The organism is Enterococcus ratti (genome assembly GCF_001886195.1).
Lineage (GTDB): Bacteria > Bacillota > Bacilli > Lactobacillales > Enterococcaceae > Enterococcus_B > Enterococcus_B ratti.
Genome location: NZ_JXLB01000006.1, coordinates 100,714 through 118,780 on the forward strand (window position 1 = coordinate 100,714; position 18,067 = coordinate 118,780).

Sequence of the window (18,067 nt, forward strand, 5' to 3'; positions counted from 1 at the left end):
GTTTGTAATTTTGTTGATAGTGATTCTTGCATTTAGTTATATCTCCCCTGTTTTTGTTATTTGTATCTAATAAAATTGTACTAGTGAAATTCTTTTTTTTATATTATTCTTTTATTTTTTTAGAAAAAATTTGAAAAATAAAAGAAATAATTTTTTTGACATCATTATTTGTCTGTTAAAAAGAATCTTAAAGAAAGTATGGAATGTTATTTTACTATTTAAAAAAAAACTAGTTCTTAAAATAATTTTTTCATGAAAACTACAGAAATTAGTCGAAATGATGTTTAAGTTAAGATAAATTAATGAATAGGCACCAAATTATACAAAAATTTTTAAATTAGGAGATGAAAATTATAATGAAACAAGTAATTTTAAGAAAAATTTTTGCAACAAGTGTTATCTGTATGTCATTAGGAGCTTCAGTAAGTGTATGTGCATCGGAATTGAATAGTCAGTCTTATGTTGCAACGAATCATTTAAGTAAAAACGTTCAAGATCAATCGGTGATTAAAAATGGGGATTTTCATGCTGGCTTAGATTATTGGATTGTTTCTAATCCGAATGCGAATAACCCAGCACTTATTACAGAAAATAGCAAACGTTATGTTAAAGCGTCAAATGGGGAAAATATCCATCAATTTGTAGCGTTGAAGCCAAATACGAAATATCATTTTTCATATGAAGTAGCGTCAGGCGATGGTTTTCCAGCTAAAGTAGAGTTTGGTACGTTAAATCAAGGTGAAGCATTTAAGATGCTACAAGAAAACACGCATAGTAATAATGTGTGGGAAAAACATGAATTTACTTTTACTACGCCAGAGACAGAAAATACATACATTATTCGATTTTCATCTACGGGGAGCGGTTGGGCAACGTTTAGAAATATTGATATCCAATCAGCTGAAGTGCCAATTGAAGATACTTTGCTTCATGTGGGTGTAGAAAATAATCAAGCCTATATTTATTTAAATTTGACTAAAGAACAATTTAACAGCAAGGAACGCTTCATCGTTTATCTCGATGGAAAATATTATTTTGAAACTTATGCTGGAACAGCTTATTATTCGAGTACAGAAAAAATTGACGAAGATTCTGTGAAAGCTTATCGGGATTTTAAAGGTAAAAAAGGAGAAAAAATTGAAGTTTACCGTGTATCTGGCATTCCAGGAGAAAGTGCAGAGAATAAACAGTTGATTGAATCGCTTGTAGTCGATCAAGACTTAATGACAACGAATGATAAGTTAACGGATGCCGTAAAAGATATTCAAGTAATAGGAAAGAAAGCAATTGTAACCCTTGATCAACAAATGTTTGAACAAAAAAATCGGTTGGTCATTAGTAAAAATGGTTCGTATCTCGCCGAAACTTATGCTGGAACAGCTTATTATGCTTCTGCTAAAAAAGAAAATGGCGTCGTTCAATTGACTTACGACACCTCATTGCTTCCCGGAAACATACTTTCTGTTCAATTAGTTGGCGGTAAACCGGGAGATGTCATTTATTCAAATAGTTTTTCGCAAGTATTATCAACATTTGAAGTAAAATAAATTCTGTGATTGAAATGAACAATTTGCTTCATTTATTTCAGTTAAACGAACAAACTGTATTCTTTATATAGATTTTTAGAGTGTATTAAAATTAGCTTCAAGAAATAAGAAGAAATTGCCGAAAATGATCTTTCAAATTTTCGGTGAATTTCTTCTTATTTTTTCAAAGAATTTATTTTACTAATTTGATGTAAATTTAATAAATAGAGTTGGACTGGTTTTCATTTTGTTTTAAGAGAGTCGTGAGTTTGAGTTTACTGAAGACATGAATGTAATGGAGGAAATCAATGACCAATGTTTATTAGTTTTTGTGCCGATTTATTAAACGCTTTCATTAGAAGTTTTTTTAAAATCTTTCAATGAATGAAACTAGAAGATTGAAATAATTGAGTTAAATAATAAATTTCTTGGTCTGAAGGATAGATGTCTAAAAGAAGACAGCGATTTTGTTTGAATGTAAGTGTAGGGAGATTCGTAAGACAATAATCATAGGCGTCCAATGCTAGACTGCTTGGCGTTGTCTGTTGATAATCCAGCACTTCAACTGACAGATTTTTAAACGTTTTTTGGAGAAATGTCGCTAGGATGTTGCTGTATGCTTTACCGTAAGTAAAAAGAAGAGCGACTTTTTGTTTCTGCTGATTTTGAATAAGCAATTGTGTTAAATTGGGATCATAGATAAATAATAAATAAAGTAATTCGTAAAACAGTGGACGATTGTTGAGACGTTTTTTAAGTATACTTAATTCTTCTAGCAATGCCTTGGAAATATTTAATGGAAAATTGCTATTTTGTTTAAAAAATTTAAGAATGAAACGTTTTTTTGCTGGGCTCAATAAGTAACTTCTTCCTTCATATAAGGCAAGTTTTAGATCAATGATAGGAGGAATTTTTATGTCTTGCGATTCTCCAAATAATTGATAAATTCGAACAGAAAAAGCCCGTAAAGCCTCTTTTTTTTGCTTCATTTTTGATGAAAGGATTGGTTTTTTTAATGTTGAATATAATTCTGCAAGTTTCATCTGCACTAAACCCGTGTAGGATACATTAAACACGTTTTTAAAATATTCATAGTTTACAATGATCTGACAATTCTCAGAATTAAAAGGCATTGTAGCGTTTATTAATTTTGGAAAATGAGCACTCAGTTTAATGATGACCCAAATCCAGCTTTTCACTTGTTGCTGATTAGGAAATATTAGTGGTAAACTGGTAAAGCTTTGCAAAATTTGTTCAATGAGTACTTGTTCTTTTGGAAGAATATATTCATCGACAAAATAATATTTTTCGGAAAGAAAAAGAATAAAAAATCGACATAATTTGTTAAAATCGCCAGTAAAGCAAAAAGGTGAATTTGAAATAGAAATATCGTAAAGACGTAGAGCATTGATCAATTGCTTTTTTATATTCCGAAATTTTGAATAGCTCAAATCAAAAGTTTGTAAAATATTTACTGTTGTTGTAAAAGGATGAAGAAAAATATATTCGATTAGCTGCAATTGAATCGCATGTTGATAGAAATAGTTATAGACGATTTGGTGATTGATACGCATTTTACTTTGTAAATACCATTTGCTGTGTTGCTTTTTTACTTGAAAAAACGTTGTATGATTTTCTAATTCTTTTATCCATTTGATAATGGTTTGTTTTGTAGCGCCAGTTTTTTTTTCAAGTTGTTGTAGCATCACTTGTTGTTCTTCTATAAAAGTCTCTAAAATGGTTAATTGGACTTGCTGCTTCATTGTTAAAATATCTTTCATAAATGCTCTCCTTTTTTATTATGAAGTTTTATATAAAAAATTTAAAAAAATATTACATTTTTTTAAAAAATAAATAAAATGTAATGGATTTTTTCTATTTTATATAGTATAACCGAAATAATGGTTAATTAAATATATTAAAATAATATAAGATGAGTTTTTTTAAATAAGAAATCACATTTAAATTAAGACATTTATGAAAAAGTAAGGGGATTCATATAAAGAAATATTCCTATACGCTAAACTAATGATGTAGCATAAAAAAAGTATAACGGGAGAGGATAAAATGAAACGAATTACTTTAGGAAAATGGGTTACAGTAAGTATAGTATATATGTTTTTAGGAACTTCAGTAAATGTAGGTGCAATAGAAATAATGAATCAAACAGATGTGTTAAATAATCTTGTGAATCCGCATGTCTTCAAAGAACCAATAATTAAAAATGGTGATTTTAGTTCAGGATTAGATTATTGGATTGTTTCAAATCCTGGATCTAATAATCCAAAGCTAATAACTGAAGATGGGGAACGCTATGTAAAATCAACTGATGGGGAAAGTATTCATCAAATTTTGAAGTTAAAACCAAATACCCAATATATTTTTTCGTATGAAGTAGCTGCAAGTGCAATTTATCCAGGAAAAGTTGAACTAGGTACATTAAATTATGGAGAATTATTCCATCCATTAAAAGAAGTTTTTCATAATAATGAATATGGCTGGGAAAAATATGTATTTACTTTTAGTACGCATCAAATAGAAGATACCTATGCTATTCGTTTTGCTTCTACAGGATTTGGTTGGGCTACTTTTAAAAATATTGATGCTCAAAAAAATACGTTACTTTCTGTTGGTGTAAAAGACCAACAACCTTTAGTCTATTTAAATTTAAGCAAGGAACAATTTTACAGCAAAGAACGATTTATCGTTTATGTAGATGGTCAATATTGGTTTGAAACTTATAGTGGACATGCTTATTATGCTGCAAAAAAATCAGAGGAAGAAGATAGAATTAGAGTATATAAAGCTTTTGATGGCAAACAAGGAAGTAAAATTGAAGTTTACACTGCATCTGGAATACCGGGCGATTTTGTAACTGATCCAAAACTGTTGGAAACTTATATAGTAGAAAAAGATTTAGTGTAACTCTTATTAAGAAATTACCTCCATAAGCAATTGAAAGAATGCAAGTAAAAACAAGCAAAAATTAGATGATTTTAGGATTAATGAATGGACATGGGTAATCTTACCAAGAGAGCGATTCTTAAAGTTTGTTTAAATAGATTTTTATAATTGTTCGTCTGTGCTAGAGATAAAGGAGAAAAGTATCATGGTAGAGTTAGATAAAGGAAAAAGTACTGCATCAAACTGATTGTTTGAGAGGGAAGGAACTAATTTTTAGATTAATTTGTATGGAACCATAAAAAGAGTATACTTAGTGCAAAAATAAACCGAATGGTCTGGAAATAATGTAGTATGTTTTCAAGGCTATTTGGTTTATTGGCGTATCCTACTGCTTTTTTTTTTAAAAAGCAGTCTCTTTTGAAAAGATTAGAGGCTTAATACATAGAAAAATGAATTGACTATTTCTAGAGAATCATTTTCTTTCACGATGAGATGTTTACTGTTATAAGTGTTGACACATGATCATTTATTCATATATAATAACTTATGAATAATTGTTCATATGTTTAAGTAGGGAGTGAGAAAGATGAAAAGTTATCATTTGATTGGATTGGACTGTGCGAATTGTGCCATGAAAATCGAAAAAAAAATTAATGAAATTAAAGGTATAAAACAGGTAAATGTGAATTTTGCGACTGGTAAGTTAACCATCGAAATTGATGAAAAAAATAGCTTAGCAATTGAAAAAGAAGTAATGAAAGCCATTAATGAGGTAGAACCGGAAGTAAAAGTCACAGAAATAAAAAAAGAGAGAAACCATTTATCAGAAGAAAAGGAAGATGGAAAAGAAGAACTTGTTCGAATCGTTTTTTCGACAATTGGCTTGATGGTATTGTTTATAGGAGAACCAGTTGAGCCTATTCGTTTTATAGGATTTTTGCTAATTTATTTATTAATTGGTTTTGATGTGATCAAGCGAGCAGGACTAAATATCATAAAAGGGCAATTATTTGATGAAAATTTTTTAATGGCAGTTGCAACGATTGGAGCGATGGTGATTGGTGAGTATCCAGAGGCAGTTGCAGTTATGTTATTTTATCAAGTAGGAGAATATTTCCAAAGTTTTGCTGTTAAACAATCACGAAAATCTATTCGAGCCTTAATGGAAATTCGTCCAGAAGTTGCTCATGTAGAAACAAAAGAGGGGATTGTAACGACACAACCAGAAAATGTGGCAATTGGCGAACGAGTATTGGTTAAACCCGGTGAACGTGTTCCTTTAGATGGCAAAGTAATAACAGGCCAATCATTAGTTGATACGTCTGCTTTAACTGGAGAATCTGTTCCCAAGGAGGTGATTGCAGGCGAAACTGTATTAAGTGGTTTTATCAATAAAACGCAACCCTTATTAATAAAAGTAGAAAAAAACTATGAAAATTCAACCGTTAGTAAATTGCTCGAATTGGTAGAAAATGCAAGTAATAAAAAGGCGCCGGCAGAAAACTTTATTACAAAATTTGCTCGCTATTATACACCAGTTGTGGTGGGTTTAGCTGTTTTACTGGCGATTGTTCCGCCATTGATTTTGTCAAATAAAGAATTTTATGACTGGATCTATCGTGCGTTGACTTTTTTAGTGATTTCCTGTCCTTGTGCGTTAGTGATTTCTGTGCCGCTTAGTTTTTTTGCTGGAATCGGCGGGGCAAGTAAAATAGGCGTATTAGTAAAAGGTGGCAATTACCTTGAGCAATTAGCCCATACGGATACGTTTGTATTTGATAAAACAGGTACATTAACAAAAGGCGATTTTTCAGTTCAAAAAGTTGAAACAGCAATGGATGAGTCACAATTTATGCAATATGTAGCAAGTGTTGAACAGTTTTCAACTCATCCGATTGCTCAAGCTATTTTAGCTGCCTATAAAGGACCGCTGTTGTCGAGTGATCAAACAGAAGAAATTTTAGGAGAAGGCATTCGATCTACTATAGATAATCAAAGGATTTTAGTTGGTAACTCTAAGCTTTTGACACGTTATCATATTGATTTTCCTATAAATACCGCAATGGGTACCTTGATTTATGTAGCGATTGATGAGAAGTATGTAGGCTGTTTGATTATTGCTGACACATTAAAAAATGATGCAAAAGAAGCGTTGAAAAAACTTAAAAAAGTGGGTATCAAACAAACTATGATGCTTACAGGAGATGCAAAAGAAGTTGCTGCACATATTGGAAAAGAACTTGCAATGAATAAAGTATATAGTGAACTTTTGCCTCAAGATAAAGTGACTAAATTGGAGCAGCTGATGGATCATGCAAAAGTAGCGTTTGTTGGTGATGGCATTAATGACGCGCCTGTATTAGCCAGAGCAGATGTAGGAATTGCGATGGGCGGTTTAGGTAGCGATGCGGCAATTGATGCTGCAGATGTAGTCATTATGAATGATGAACCTTCAAAAATTGCTGAAGCTATTCGTTTGTCAAGAAAAACCCTAAAAATCGTTAAACAAAATATTATTTTTGCCATTGGAATAAAGATTCTTGTGCTAGTTTTGGGAGCGTTTGGTATTGCTTCTATGGGAGATGCCGTGTTTGCAGATGTAGGTGTAACCGTGCTGGCTGTACTAAATGCAATGAGATGCTTACAGGTAGAAAGGTAATTTTTGACTATTGCTTTATATTTATTGATAGGAGACCATCAGTAAATGTATCATTAAAATGAACAAAGTGTGCGAATCACAAAAAAAGTTTTCATTTATTCAATAAACGAATAAATGAAAACTTTTTGTCTTAGGAGTCTCAAAGACAATGAAGTTTACAGTTTTTTTTGTTTCCAATATATTTACATTAAATGAACTTTCAGTGTTAATTGCTATGGTGTAAAAATATGAAAATATTTTTTTCTTTTACATCCAATGACCTTCTGATAGAAATGGCAAAAAAATGTAAAAACAATGTGTATTGAGTAAAAATATCCACAATTAAAATAACGAACTATTGTAAACAAATAAGAATTTGTTTATGATTACATGTACATAATCGTTTTATTAAACAAAAAATGTAAAAGGAGAGAACAGATGAACGATAAACAATTACGTTGGTTTACCGTGGCGCTCATTGCCTTTAACATGGTATGGGGCATGGGAAACGTCGTAAACAATTACGCCCAGCAAGGAATTTCAGTTGTTACTTCTTGGCTATTGATTCTTGCTATTTATTTTATTCCTTATGCGCTAATCGTAGGGCAGCTGGGTTCTGCATTTAAAGATAGTAAAGGCGGTGTTAGTTCATGGGTAGAAAACACAACGTCTAATAAGCGCTTAGCGTATTATGCTGCTTGGACATATTGGGTAGTGCATGTTCCATATCTTGCTCAAAAACCTCAAGCTATTTTAATTGCTGCTGGCTGGGCAGTTCAAGGAAATGGTGATATTGTAAATACTATGACCGTTCAAATGGTGGCCGTTATTTCCTTAATTATTTTCTTAGCTTTCTTATATTTATCAACTAAAGGGTTATCTACTTTGAAAGTGATTGGCGGTTTAGCAGGAACTGCAATGTTTGTGATGTCACTATTATTTATTTTGTTGGCAGTGACGGCTCCATTTATCAATTCAACGATGGAATTTGCAACTGCCCACATGAATGAAGTAAAAACGTACATTCCTAAATTTGATTTTAGTTATTTTACAACCGTTTCTATGCTGGTATTTGCAGTAGGTGGAGCAGAAAAAATTTCTCCTTATGTAAATTCAACAAGAAACCCAGCAAAAGAGTTTCCAAAAGGAATGATTTTCTTAGCTGCAATGGTAGGTGTATGTGCCGTTTTAGGTTCTGTGGCAATGGGCATGCTATTTGCCAGCAACAATATTCCAAAAGACTTGATGGCAAATGGTGCGTACAGTGCCTTTCAAATATTAGGAAATTATTACGGTATTGGCAATTCATTGATGATTATCTATGCTTTAACAAATATGGTGGGACAAATTTCTGCTTTGGCCTTTTCAATTGATGCGCCATTGAAGATTTTATTAGCAGATGCAGATCCTGAATTTGTGCCACGATGGTTACGTAAACGCAATCGTAAAGGAACTTTAGTCAATGGATACTTGTTGACAGGAATCTTAGTAAGCATCATCATTTTATTACCAATTTTTGGTATTAAAGACATGAATGAACTAGTCAAATGGTTAACGAATCTAAATTCAGTAGTAATGCCTATGCGTTATTTATGGGTATTCTTAGCTTACATGATGTTGAATAAAGCGTACAAAAAATTCACCTCTGAATATAAATTCGTGAAAAATCCGAAAGTCGGTTTTATTTTTGGGGCTTGGTGTTTTGCATTTACAGCTTTTGCCTGCATCCTTGGAATGGTACCCAAAGTGGATTATGCAACAGATTCTAAGGCTTGGTGGTTCCAATTAACTTTAAACATAGTTACACCGATTATTTTGATTTTATTAGGAATGATCTTACCAGCTATCGCCCGTCGGGATAAAAATAAAGAGGTGAACGAACCAACGATAGAAGTTTAACAAAATTTTGTTGATAAGAGGCTGGAATAGAAGCGTTTAACTTCGAGGAATAAAAAAGAATTCATGAAAATTGTTTTTCAAATTTTTGTAAATTTCGGCTTATTTCCGAAGGAGTTGTTTCTGTTTCCACCATTTCTCTATGTTTAGAGCGTGGAGTAAAAGTATTCTTTACTTTTGCTCCACGCTTTTTTGTATTTTGTGGTCAGATGAATAAAAAGCAATTTTCAGAAGTGGAAGAATAAAAAGTATTCTTTAGTTAAAATAACGTGAGTTTTTAAAAAGCGGTATTTGAATCATCTGTTAAAAGTCGGGTTCTTTTAGTAAACAAGGATAATCAATTGGTTAAAAACAAACTATTTGACAATTTATGTTTACAATTGTAATCTATTAACAACGTTTCATTTACACATGTAAACAAAAGGGGAGAAAATGGTGAAGAAAGAAACTTTTCCGATAAAAATTAGCGATGCCGAATGGGAAATTATGCGAGTAGTATGGACATTAAATCAAGTAAATGCTCAAGAAATTACTCAAATATTAGCCAATTCTATGGGATGGAAACCTGCAACTGTAAAAACACTTTTAGGACGTTTAGTAAAAAAAGAAGCGCTTTGGACGGAACAAGTAGGAAAGAAATTTATTTATCACCCAGCAGTTTCTGAAAGAAAAACAGTGAAAAGTGCAACTGAAAATCTTTTCTCACACATTTGTGCTAAAAAAATTGGTGCAACGATTGTTGATTTAATTGAAGAAGCTGCATTGACACAAGAAGATATTCAGTACATCTTAGAGCAACTAGAGAAAAAAGAACCAGCAACAGCCATTGAATGTAACTGTATTCCCGGACAATGCGACTGTAAAGAACATATAGAGTATTTTAATTAGGAGGAAACAATCAATGAAACAAGAGTTTTTAATTAAAGGTATGCACTGCAATCATTGCGTAGCGAGAGTAGAAGAAGCATTAAGGAATTTAGAAGGTGTGAAAAAAGTGAAAATTCACTTAAAAAAAGAAAAAGGACTAGTGAAATTTGATGAAACAAGTGTTCCACTAGAAGAAATCTGTCAAACAATCAATGAATTAGGTTATCAAGCTGAGGTGATTTGATGGAATCAAAAACAAAATTGGACTCATTTATGATTACAGGGATGACATGTGCCAATTGTGCCGCTCGAATTGAAAAAGAATTAAACCAACAATCCGGTGTTGTTTCCGCTACAGTAAATCTGGCTACTGAAAAAGCAACGGTGGAATACAACCATACATCAGCAGACCAATTGATAAAAAGCATTGAAAAAATTGGGTACGGCGCAATTTTATATGATGAAGCACACAAACAAAAAATTGCGAAAGAAAAACAAGCTTATTTAAAAAAATTAAAAAGTGATCTAATTTTAAGTATAGTTTTGACTTCGCCACTTGTGCTTTCTATGTTTGCAATGATGTTAGGAAGTCATGTAGCAATCATTTATTTTTTTCATCAACCGATTGTTCAATTGTTGTTAGCACTGCCGATTCAATTTTATGTCGGTCGGCGTTTTTACAAAGGAGCATATCATGCGTTAAAGACAAAAGCCCCCAACATGGATGTTCTTGTTGCAACCGGAACGACTGCCGCTTTTACGTTAAGCATTTATAACAGTTTTTTTGTTCATCATTTTCAAGATATTTATTTTGAAAGTAGCAGTATGATTATTACCTTAATTTTACTAGGAAAATATTTAGAATACAGCGCAAAAAATAAAACAGGAAATGCCATCAAACAATTGATGGCTCTTCAAACCAAAACTGCTCAGATTTTAAAAAACGGTCAAGAACAGACAATAGCAATTGATGAGGTAAAGGTAAATGATATTTTAGTGATTCGCCCCGGCGAACAAGTACCAACAGACGGCTGGATCATTGCAGGTTCCAGTGCAATGGATGAAAGTATGTTAACCGGTGAAAGCATTCCTGTTGAAAAAAATAAACATGACAGAATTTTTGGCGGAACGATTAGCACAAACGGTCTCATTCAAATGCAAGTTTCTCAAATAGGGAAAAATACTATATTGGCACAAATCATTCAAATGGTAGAAGATGCGCAAGGAAGCAAGGCGCCTATTCAAAAAATTGCCGATAAAATTTCTGGCATTTTTGTACCCATTGTTTTAATTTTGGCAATTTGCACTTTATTAATTACTGGAGTAGTTACTAGAGAATGGCAATTAGCCTGTATCCATAGTATTTCTGTTCTTGTAATTGCCTGTCCTTGTGCACTTGGACTAGCAACACCAACAGCCATTATGGTAGGAACAGGTTTAGGAGCACGACATGGCATACTAATTAAAGGAGGAGAAGCATTAGAAGCAGCCGCTCATTTAAATAGTATCATTTTAGATAAAACAGGAACGATTACACAAGGAAGACCTGAAGTAACAGATGTAGTAGGAAATACTGACGTTTTACCGCTTTTTTATTCACTTGAATATGGTTCTGAACATCCTTTAGGAAAAGCAATTGTGAGTTATGGAGAAAAAAGAGGAATCACACCTGAACCATTGACTGATTTTACTGCTCATCCTGGTGCAGGAATCAGTGGGCGGATAAACGGCGTTCTTTATTTTGCTGGAACTAGAAAACGTCTAGCAGAAATGAACCTTTCATTTGATAAATTTCAAGAACGAGCGGTAGAATTAGAGCAGCAAGGAAAAACGGTGATGTTTTTAGCAAACGAAGAACAAGTTCTTGGAATGATTGCAGTAGCCGATCAACTCAAAGCAGATGCCAAACAAGCGATTGCTCAATTACGAGGGAAAGGAATTGAGGTCTTTATGGTTACAGGAGACAATTGTTTAGCCGCTCAAGCAATTGGCAAACAAGTTGGCATTGCTCCTGACCATATTTTTGCAGAAGTATTGCCCGAAGAAAAAGCAAAATATGTACAACAACTTCAAAAAGAAGGCAAACAAGTAGGAATGGTTGGAGATGGGATTAATGATGCGCCTGCACTAGCTTTAGCAAATGTAGGAATTGCTATGGGCAATGGAACTGATATCGCAATGGAAACAGCCGACGTCACATTAATGAACAGCAATTTAGGTGCGATTTACCAAATGATTCTTTTGTCTGCTGCGACATTAAAAAAGATCAAACAAAATTTATTTTGGGCGTTCATTTATAATACAGTTGGCATACCTTTTGCAGCCCTTGGCTTTTTAAATCCGATCCTTGCTGGAGGTGCCATGGCCTTTAGTTCTGTTAGCGTTTTTTTAAATTCTTTAAGCTTGAATCGAAACCAAATAAAATAATTATTCCCTGAAGAAAGGAATGAAAAAGATGAAAAAAGAAGCAAACGAAGAAGATAAAAGCAATAAAAAGGAAACATCTGTAAAAAAGTCAGCGAAGAAGCAAAAAGAAAGCTCTTTGGTTTTTAACGGCTCTTTGCATAAACAGGAGAATCATCCAACGGCACAATTTTCTACACATAACCACATGAGTCAACAACCGCTGGAACATTTGCCTATCTCTAGTCACGGCAATCATGAAATTATGAAACACAGCCACATACATGGAAAAATGCATGGAATGGATCATTCCATGCACATGGGAAATTTTAAACAAAAGTTCTGGATTTCAGTTGTTTTAGCGCTTCCAATTCTGTTTTTTTCACCTATGATGGGCATGAAATTTCCTTTTCAAGTCACTTTCCCCGGTTCTAATTGGCTTGTATTGCTTCTTGCAACTATTTTATTTGTTTATGGCGGTCAACCTTTTTTAAGTGGAGCTTTAATGGAATTAAAACAAAAAAGACCTGCCATGATGACCCTGATTGCAATGGGAATTACCGTCGCTTATATTTATAGTCTTTATTCTTTTGTAGTGAATTTCATCACCCCTCATGCGCACGTCATGGATTTTTTCTGGGAATTAGCGACATTAATCGTGATCATGCTCTTAGGACATTGGATTGAAATGAGTGCGGTCTCTAATGCAAGCAATGCTTTACAAAAATTAGCAGAATTATTACCTGAAACGGTAAAACGTTTGAAAAAAGACGGATCAGAAGAATCAATTTCTTTGAAAGAAGTAAATGAGGGGGATGATTTGGTTGTACGTGCAGGTGATCAGATGCCAACAGACGGCGTCATCATCAAAGGACAAACAATTGTCAATGAATCAGCGGTGACTGGCGAATCAAAAGGTGTTCAAAAGAAAACAGGTGACTCAGTCATTGGTGGATCAATTAACGGTAACGGCACTATTGAAATCACTGTCACAGCTACAAGCGAGAATAGTTACCTCGCTAAAGTAATGGCGATGGTACGAAAAGCACAAGCAGAAAAATCTCAGTTAGAGCTTTTATCCGATAAAGTTGCAAAATGGCTATTTTATGTCGCTTTAGCAGTTGGTATCATCACGTTCGTTCTTTGGTTTTTTTTAACAAATTTGCCTGAAGCGTTAGAACGAATGGTTACTGTATTTATCATTGCATGTCCACATGCTCTCGGATTAGCGATTCCGCTAGTTGTTGCACGTTCTACTTCAATTGCCGCAAAAAATGGCTTACTTTTAAAAAATCGTCAGGCACTGGAACAAGCCAATAAACTAGACGTCATTATGCTAGACAAAACGGGAACGCTTACTCAAGGGAAATTTACTGTGACGGGGATCGAAGTATTAAACAAAAATTATACTAAAGAAGAAGCCTTAAAATATATCGGTGCTTTAGAAGCAAATGCCAATCATCCATTAGCAATTGGTATTATGAACGAGCTAAGAGAAAAAAAGATTACTCCTTATCAAGCATACGATCAAAAAAGTTTAACAGGCATTGGATTAGAAGCATTTGTTGAAAAAAAAGAAACTAAAATTATTAATGAAAAGGAAGTAGAAAGATTAGGATTTACAGTTGATGCTACTCGTTTAAACGTCTATAAAGAACAAGGAAATACGATTAGTTTTTTAGTCATTGAAGAAAAATTAATTGCAATGGTTGCATTGGGTGATGTGATAAAACCTGAAGCAAGATCGTTGATTCAAGCAGTAAAAGAACAAAAGATTAAACCAGTGATGGTGACGGGAGATAATCAAACAGCGGCCCAAGCTGTAGCTGAATATCTTGGTATCAATGACTATTATGGTGGTTTGTTACCAGATGGAAAAGAAGCGATTGTCCAAAGCTATCTTGATCAAGGAAAAAAAGTGATTATGGTTGGCGACGGCATCAATGACGCTCCTAGTTTAGCAAAAGCAACGATTGGGATGGCAATTGGCGCAGGAACAGATATTGCGATTGATTCCGCGGATATTGTTTTAACGAATAGTGATCCTAAAGATATTTTGCATTTCTTAAATTTAGCCAAGCAAACGAGACGAAAAATGATTCAAAATCTCTGGTGGGGAGCTGGATATAATATTTTGGCTATTCCTTTAGCTGCAGGCGTTCTAGCACCACTTGGTTTCATTTTAAGTCCAGCAGTTGGCGCAATTTTAATGTCACTAAGTACAGTAGTGGTGGCTGTGAATGCGTTAACCTTAAATTAACTGTTTATAAAGAAATTGGCTAAGAGACACACATAAACAAAATATAAAAAAGACAATTTTGAAGAACGATAGAAAAGGTGGGGACAGAAGTGTTTAACTCCAAAGGTGTTGCTTTTGCTCCTGCCGTTTATCTATGTTTAGAGCGTGAAGTAAAAGTATTCTCTACTTTTACTTCACGCTCATAAGAAATACTTCAATGATTGCCTTTTTTTAAACAAAAAAATAGTCTTTCAAATTTTGGAAGCAATTGATGAATAAATTTGAAAAAAACGGATTCTATTCATTTTAGTTATGAGAATAAAAAGCCTGTTTCCTTCGTTTTTACCTTGAATGTTTTTTTATAAATTAAAATTAGATTAAAAATTTTAAACTTCAAAAGAAAATTTATTTTTTTTCGTAGTTTATATATGAGGAGTTGTATTAAGTCTATACTCCTAAATTTCAGAGTAAAATAGGTGAGGGAACTCTAATGAAATGGCAGAAATTGTTATCAAAAAATGCTCAGAATCTCTTTACATTGATCAATCAAATGAAAGATTTATCATGGAAAAAAACAGATTTAGCAAAAAAATTAGTAGTGGATATCAAAACAATTGATCGCTATCTAAAACGATTGGAAGAAAGCGATTTTCCAATTCAACTAATTCAACGTAAAAAAAATGTACAGTTGCTCTACAATAAAGGTTATAGTGAGCCTTATTTATTGTTTGATTTTTTAATTCATTCTTCTTCTTTTTGTTTATTAAAGGATTTAATTTTAAATAGTGATTACCAGCAAGAATATAATCGATCCTCTCAAGAACGTTTAAGAAAATGGTTGGGAGAATATCATCTGTCTTTTTCTTATAAGAAAAAGACAATCTATGGTTCTGAACGTAAGATACGTTACCTTCTTTTTTGCTTTTTAAAGGATTTTCCGGTCTTCTTTGTTGATGATACAGAACAATCTTTTTCAGAATTATTTATCCATTTACTGGAACAGCGTCAACCGAATACAGAAATAAAAATTTTAAATGATCATCATACGGCTTTTTTTGAAATGTTTCCAGAATTGTTATTTCGATATGAACAAAAATTACCTCCAAAAGAAAAAAATTATCGATGTATTGTACGCTTAAGCTGCCATATCATCATAGAAAAATATTGGAAGAAAATTGAGCAAACACCAATTTATCAAAAATTGATGGGTTTAACAGAAAAATTAGATTCATTGTTTTGGTTGACTAATGAATTTGAAAGTACAAATAAAACCAACATTACACGAGTGATTTATCAAGAATGGTTGCGTTATTTTATTGGACTTCATGAACGAGTGGTAAAAGAAGAACTTTATGTGTATCAAGAAAGTTTACGTATGGTACCAAACATTAATGAAAAACTTTATCAATATCGGATGGCTTTACAGCAAGCTCTTACATATCCATCTTTTGAATGGGGATTGCTTTTACTTAAATTTTTACAAGAACGAGGATATTTAGAAATTTATCCTCCAGAAGTAAAAATTGTCTTTTTTTTTTCGTTATGACCATGAAGAAGCACGACGTTTGGCTTGTGTGTTAGACAAGACTCTTAGACACCGAAAGCGGACATCCATCCATGTTTGTACTAGAACCACGCCGCCTAGTTATGCACAATTAATTATTACTGATCATTTCTTTCCGTTAAATAATCATCAAAATCAGAAAACCTATTTTTACCAAACTTCTTTTGGCGTTGATCGCTTACTTTCGGATATTGATTATTGGATTGAAACAAAAAATTGATTTTTCTCATCTAGATTCGGGTGTGTTATAATGAAAGGGATGAGTAAAGGAGGATGTCCATTGGATTTAAAGAAATTAGAAGTTCCTACATCTTCGATCACAGAAGTGAAAAGATCGCCGATGGATGTATTTGATCAGGCAAGAAAAGCTAAGACAGGCGTATATATATTTAACCGTGAAAAGGTTGCGGGAGTTATGCTGACACAAGAACAATATGAAACGTTGTTACAAGAGCTAGAAGCCTTACGTAATGCAGCAGTAAATGAAACACTATATACGATGGAAACGAACAAACGAATGAATGCAGAACAATCTGCTTCAGTGGTGTCCACTTCCAGTGAGCTAGACGAATTAGTACAAGCTTTGAAACGCTATTTCATTACTGAAGTCGCAATTTCTGCGAAAAATTTAGACGAACGAATGGTTGCTTTAGGATTTATTACCAAAAAAACTGGATTTGGCGGTGTGGTAGATATGCTAAATGAATTGACGACTACAGGAAAAATTAACTATCAACTACGAAGAAAATCAAACAATCGTCCAGTCATTGCCGAAATTATCGGGGAGCAAGATCGTCAATCTCAATTATTTGATAAAATTGTCATTAAAAAAATCTATTTACATGAACTTTAACATAATTAGGCAGAAATCGCCTATCCTCTATATAAGAAATGAGCTGATATAACATGGAAGTAGATACTAATAATCATTCAGTGTTGCTACTTATTATCTCAATTACTGGTAACTAAATATCGTAGACAAGTAATGGATGGTGAAATATCTGAATTTGCTAAAGCTACTTTTGAAAGAATTTCAGAATCGTATCCTATTACTTTAGTTGAGTGAAATCATGATAAAGATCATGTTCATATTATGTTCAAAGCTCATCCTAAAACAGAACTGACAAAATTCATCAATGCCTATAGGAGTGCCAGTTCACGATTGATAAAACGTGATTTTCCAAGAGTCAAACAGTTTCTTTGGCAAGTCTTTTGGCTGTGTTGGTAAGATCTACAACCTAATTGCTTAATGACTGAATGAAAGCTTATGAAGAAACTAAGAATGATTCCTCTAAAAAAATGAGGTTCCCAACGCCTGCAAAATATAAGCAAGATTTTCCATTTTTGAAAGAAGTGGATAGTCTTGCTTTGGCGCGAATGCAAAACTCAATCTATAGGAGATGTGCAAGAACTTTTTTCGTGATAAATCCGTCGTACTGATTTTCTGAATAAGTTGAATACAGAAATTATCAAAAACCACGATATTATTTGTATTGAAGACTTAAATACAAAAGGTAGGTTGCGTTATCATAAACTAGCGAATTTTATAAGCGAAGCGCAAAAGGGAATATGTTTTTTTGTTTTGTATGATGTGAATGATTTTTCTAAATGATTAAAATCGATAAAAAATCTCAACGGGAGTCCTATAAGAAAAATTATTTGTTGCCATTTTGGTTGTTCTTTGTATGTCTGATTTCAATTTCACGAGGTGTTAGAAGCCGTGCCCAAAAAATACCAAGGAACTGGGGAATCAAATACAAAAATGAAAGCAATAAAATAAGTTCAGTCGGCTTGAATGGCTGATAAAAAAAATACCAGTCGGAAAAATAATGATAGGCAAAAAAAGAAGCGGCTGTCGTGCCGATGTTTCCCAGAAAAAGAAGCGACAGCTGTTTTTTTTTTCTGTAAGAAAAAACCAGCATGAAATGCAAAAAAAATCAAAAAAATTAGGCCAAAGACGGAATGATAATGAAAATCTAGTAACAATGAAAAATAAACATAAGGAAATAAAAAGAAAAATAGAGTAGAAT

10 protein-coding genes and 5 pseudogenes are annotated in these 18,067 nt (G+C 33.1%); 14 read left to right on the plus strand and 1 reads right to left on the minus strand.

Annotated features, from left to right (window positions below; all coding sequences use genetic code 11):
* The first annotated feature begins 356 nt into the window (after window positions 1–356).
* Window positions 357–1,547 (plus strand): carbohydrate binding domain-containing protein, encoded by a 1,191-nt coding sequence (locus tag RV14_RS04185; protein ID WP_071855051.1) that lies wholly within the window; start codon window positions 357–359, stop codon window positions 1,545–1,547.
* 356 nt (window positions 1,548–1,903) lie between these two features.
* Here the strand turns inward: RV14_RS04185 and RV14_RS04190 are convergent, their stop codons facing one another.
* Entirely contained in the window at window positions 1,904–3,307 is a 1,404-nt protein-coding gene (locus RV14_RS04190; protein ID WP_084650280.1) for a helix-turn-helix domain-containing protein, read from the minus strand.
* A 286-nt stretch (window positions 3,308–3,593) separates the two neighbouring features.
* Between RV14_RS04190 and RV14_RS04195 the strand changes: the two genes are divergently transcribed.
* The 13 genes and pseudogenes from RV14_RS04195 to RV14_RS12200 all read left to right on the plus strand — a co-directional run bounded on the left by RV14_RS04195 (window position 3,594) and on the right by RV14_RS12200 (window position 18,064).
* A complete protein-coding gene (locus tag RV14_RS04195; protein ID WP_071855052.1) occupies window positions 3,594–4,451 on the plus strand; it encodes a carbohydrate binding domain-containing protein in 858 nt (285 codons plus the stop codon).
* A 565-nt stretch (window positions 4,452–5,016) separates the two neighbouring features.
* Entirely contained in the window at window positions 5,017–7,089 is a 2,073-nt protein-coding gene (locus tag RV14_RS04200; RefSeq protein WP_071855053.1) for a heavy metal translocating P-type ATPase, read from the plus strand.
* 417 nt (window positions 7,090–7,506) lie between these two features.
* Window positions 7,507–8,967, plus strand: coding sequence for an APC family permease (locus RV14_RS04205; RefSeq protein WP_071855054.1), 1,461 nt, complete (start codon window positions 7,507–7,509; stop codon window positions 8,965–8,967).
* Between the two features lie 432 nt (window positions 8,968–9,399).
* Window positions 9,400–9,852, plus strand: a complete 453-nt coding sequence (locus tag RV14_RS04210) for a CopY/TcrY family copper transport repressor (protein ID WP_071855078.1) — start codon at window positions 9,400–9,402, stop codon at window positions 9,850–9,852.
* 13 nt (window positions 9,853–9,865) lie between these two features.
* Entirely contained in the window at window positions 9,866–10,075 is a 210-nt protein-coding gene (copZ, locus tag RV14_RS04215; RefSeq protein ID WP_071855055.1) for a copper chaperone CopZ, read from the plus strand.
* Window positions 10,075–12,258 carry a heavy metal translocating P-type ATPase gene (locus RV14_RS04220; RefSeq protein WP_071855056.1) on the plus strand — a complete coding sequence of 728 codons (2,184 nt, stop codon included), beginning with the start codon at window positions 10,075–10,077 and terminating at the stop codon, window positions 12,256–12,258. The genes copZ and RV14_RS04220 overlap by 1 nt, the downstream gene beginning before the upstream one ends.
* A 19-nt stretch (window positions 12,259–12,277) precedes the next feature.
* On the plus strand, window positions 12,278–14,494 hold the full coding sequence (locus tag RV14_RS04225; protein ID WP_245785459.1) for a heavy metal translocating P-type ATPase: 2,217 nt from the start codon (window positions 12,278–12,280) through the stop codon (window positions 14,492–14,494).
* A gap of 469 nt (window positions 14,495–14,963) precedes the next feature.
* A pseudogene (locus RV14_RS04230) lies at window positions 14,964–16,257 on the plus strand (hypothetical protein).
* Between the two features lie 60 nt (window positions 16,258–16,317).
* Window positions 16,318–16,507 (plus strand): annotated as a pseudogene (locus tag RV14_RS13005) (type II toxin-antitoxin system Phd/YefM family antitoxin); the annotation flags it as partial.
* Window positions 16,508–16,569: 62 nt separating this feature from the next.
* A pseudogene (locus RV14_RS13010) lies at window positions 16,570–16,890 on the plus strand (type II toxin-antitoxin system Phd/YefM family antitoxin); the annotation flags it as partial.
* 53 nt (window positions 16,891–16,943) lie between these two features.
* Window positions 16,944–17,253 (plus strand): annotated as a pseudogene (gene tnpA, locus RV14_RS04240) (IS200/IS605 family transposase); the annotation flags it as partial.
* Window positions 17,210–17,431 (plus strand): annotated as a pseudogene (locus RV14_RS13015) (RNA-guided endonuclease TnpB family protein); the annotation flags it as partial. The pseudogenes tnpA and RV14_RS13015, both read left to right, overlap by 44 nt.
* Window positions 17,432–17,866: 435 nt before the next feature.
* Entirely contained in the window at window positions 17,867–18,064 is a 198-nt protein-coding gene (locus RV14_RS12200) for a hypothetical protein (RefSeq protein ID WP_167359836.1), read from the plus strand.
* The last annotated feature ends 3 nt before the right edge of the window (window positions 18,065–18,067 follow it).

Bases quoted from the DNA above. Each gene is read 5' to 3' on its own strand.
- RV14_RS04185 (WP_071855051.1), top strand. From the start codon at position 357: ATGAAACAAGTAATTTTAAGAAAAATTTTTGCAACAAGTGTTATCTGT.
- RV14_RS04190 (WP_084650280.1), bottom strand. From the start codon at position 3,307: ATGAAAGATATTTTAACAATGAAGCAGCAAGTCCAATTAACCATTTTA.
- RV14_RS04195 (WP_071855052.1), top strand. From the start codon at position 3,594: ATGAAACGAATTACTTTAGGAAAATGGGTTACAGTAAGTATAGTATAT.
- RV14_RS04200 (WP_071855053.1), top strand. From the start codon at position 5,017: ATGAAAAGTTATCATTTGATTGGATTGGACTGTGCGAATTGTGCCATG.
- RV14_RS04205 (WP_071855054.1), top strand. From the start codon at position 7,507: ATGAACGATAAACAATTACGTTGGTTTACCGTGGCGCTCATTGCCTTT.
- copZ (WP_071855055.1), top strand. From the start codon at position 9,866: ATGAAACAAGAGTTTTTAATTAAAGGTATGCACTGCAATCATTGCGTA.
- RV14_RS04220 (WP_071855056.1), top strand. From the start codon at position 10,075: ATGGAATCAAAAACAAAATTGGACTCATTTATGATTACAGGGATGACA.
- RV14_RS04225 (WP_245785459.1), top strand. From the start codon at position 12,278: ATGAAAAAGATGAAAAAAGAAGCAAACGAAGAAGATAAAAGCAATAAA.
- RV14_RS12200 (WP_167359836.1), top strand. From the start codon at position 17,867: ATGATAGGCAAAAAAAGAAGCGGCTGTCGTGCCGATGTTTCCCAGAAA.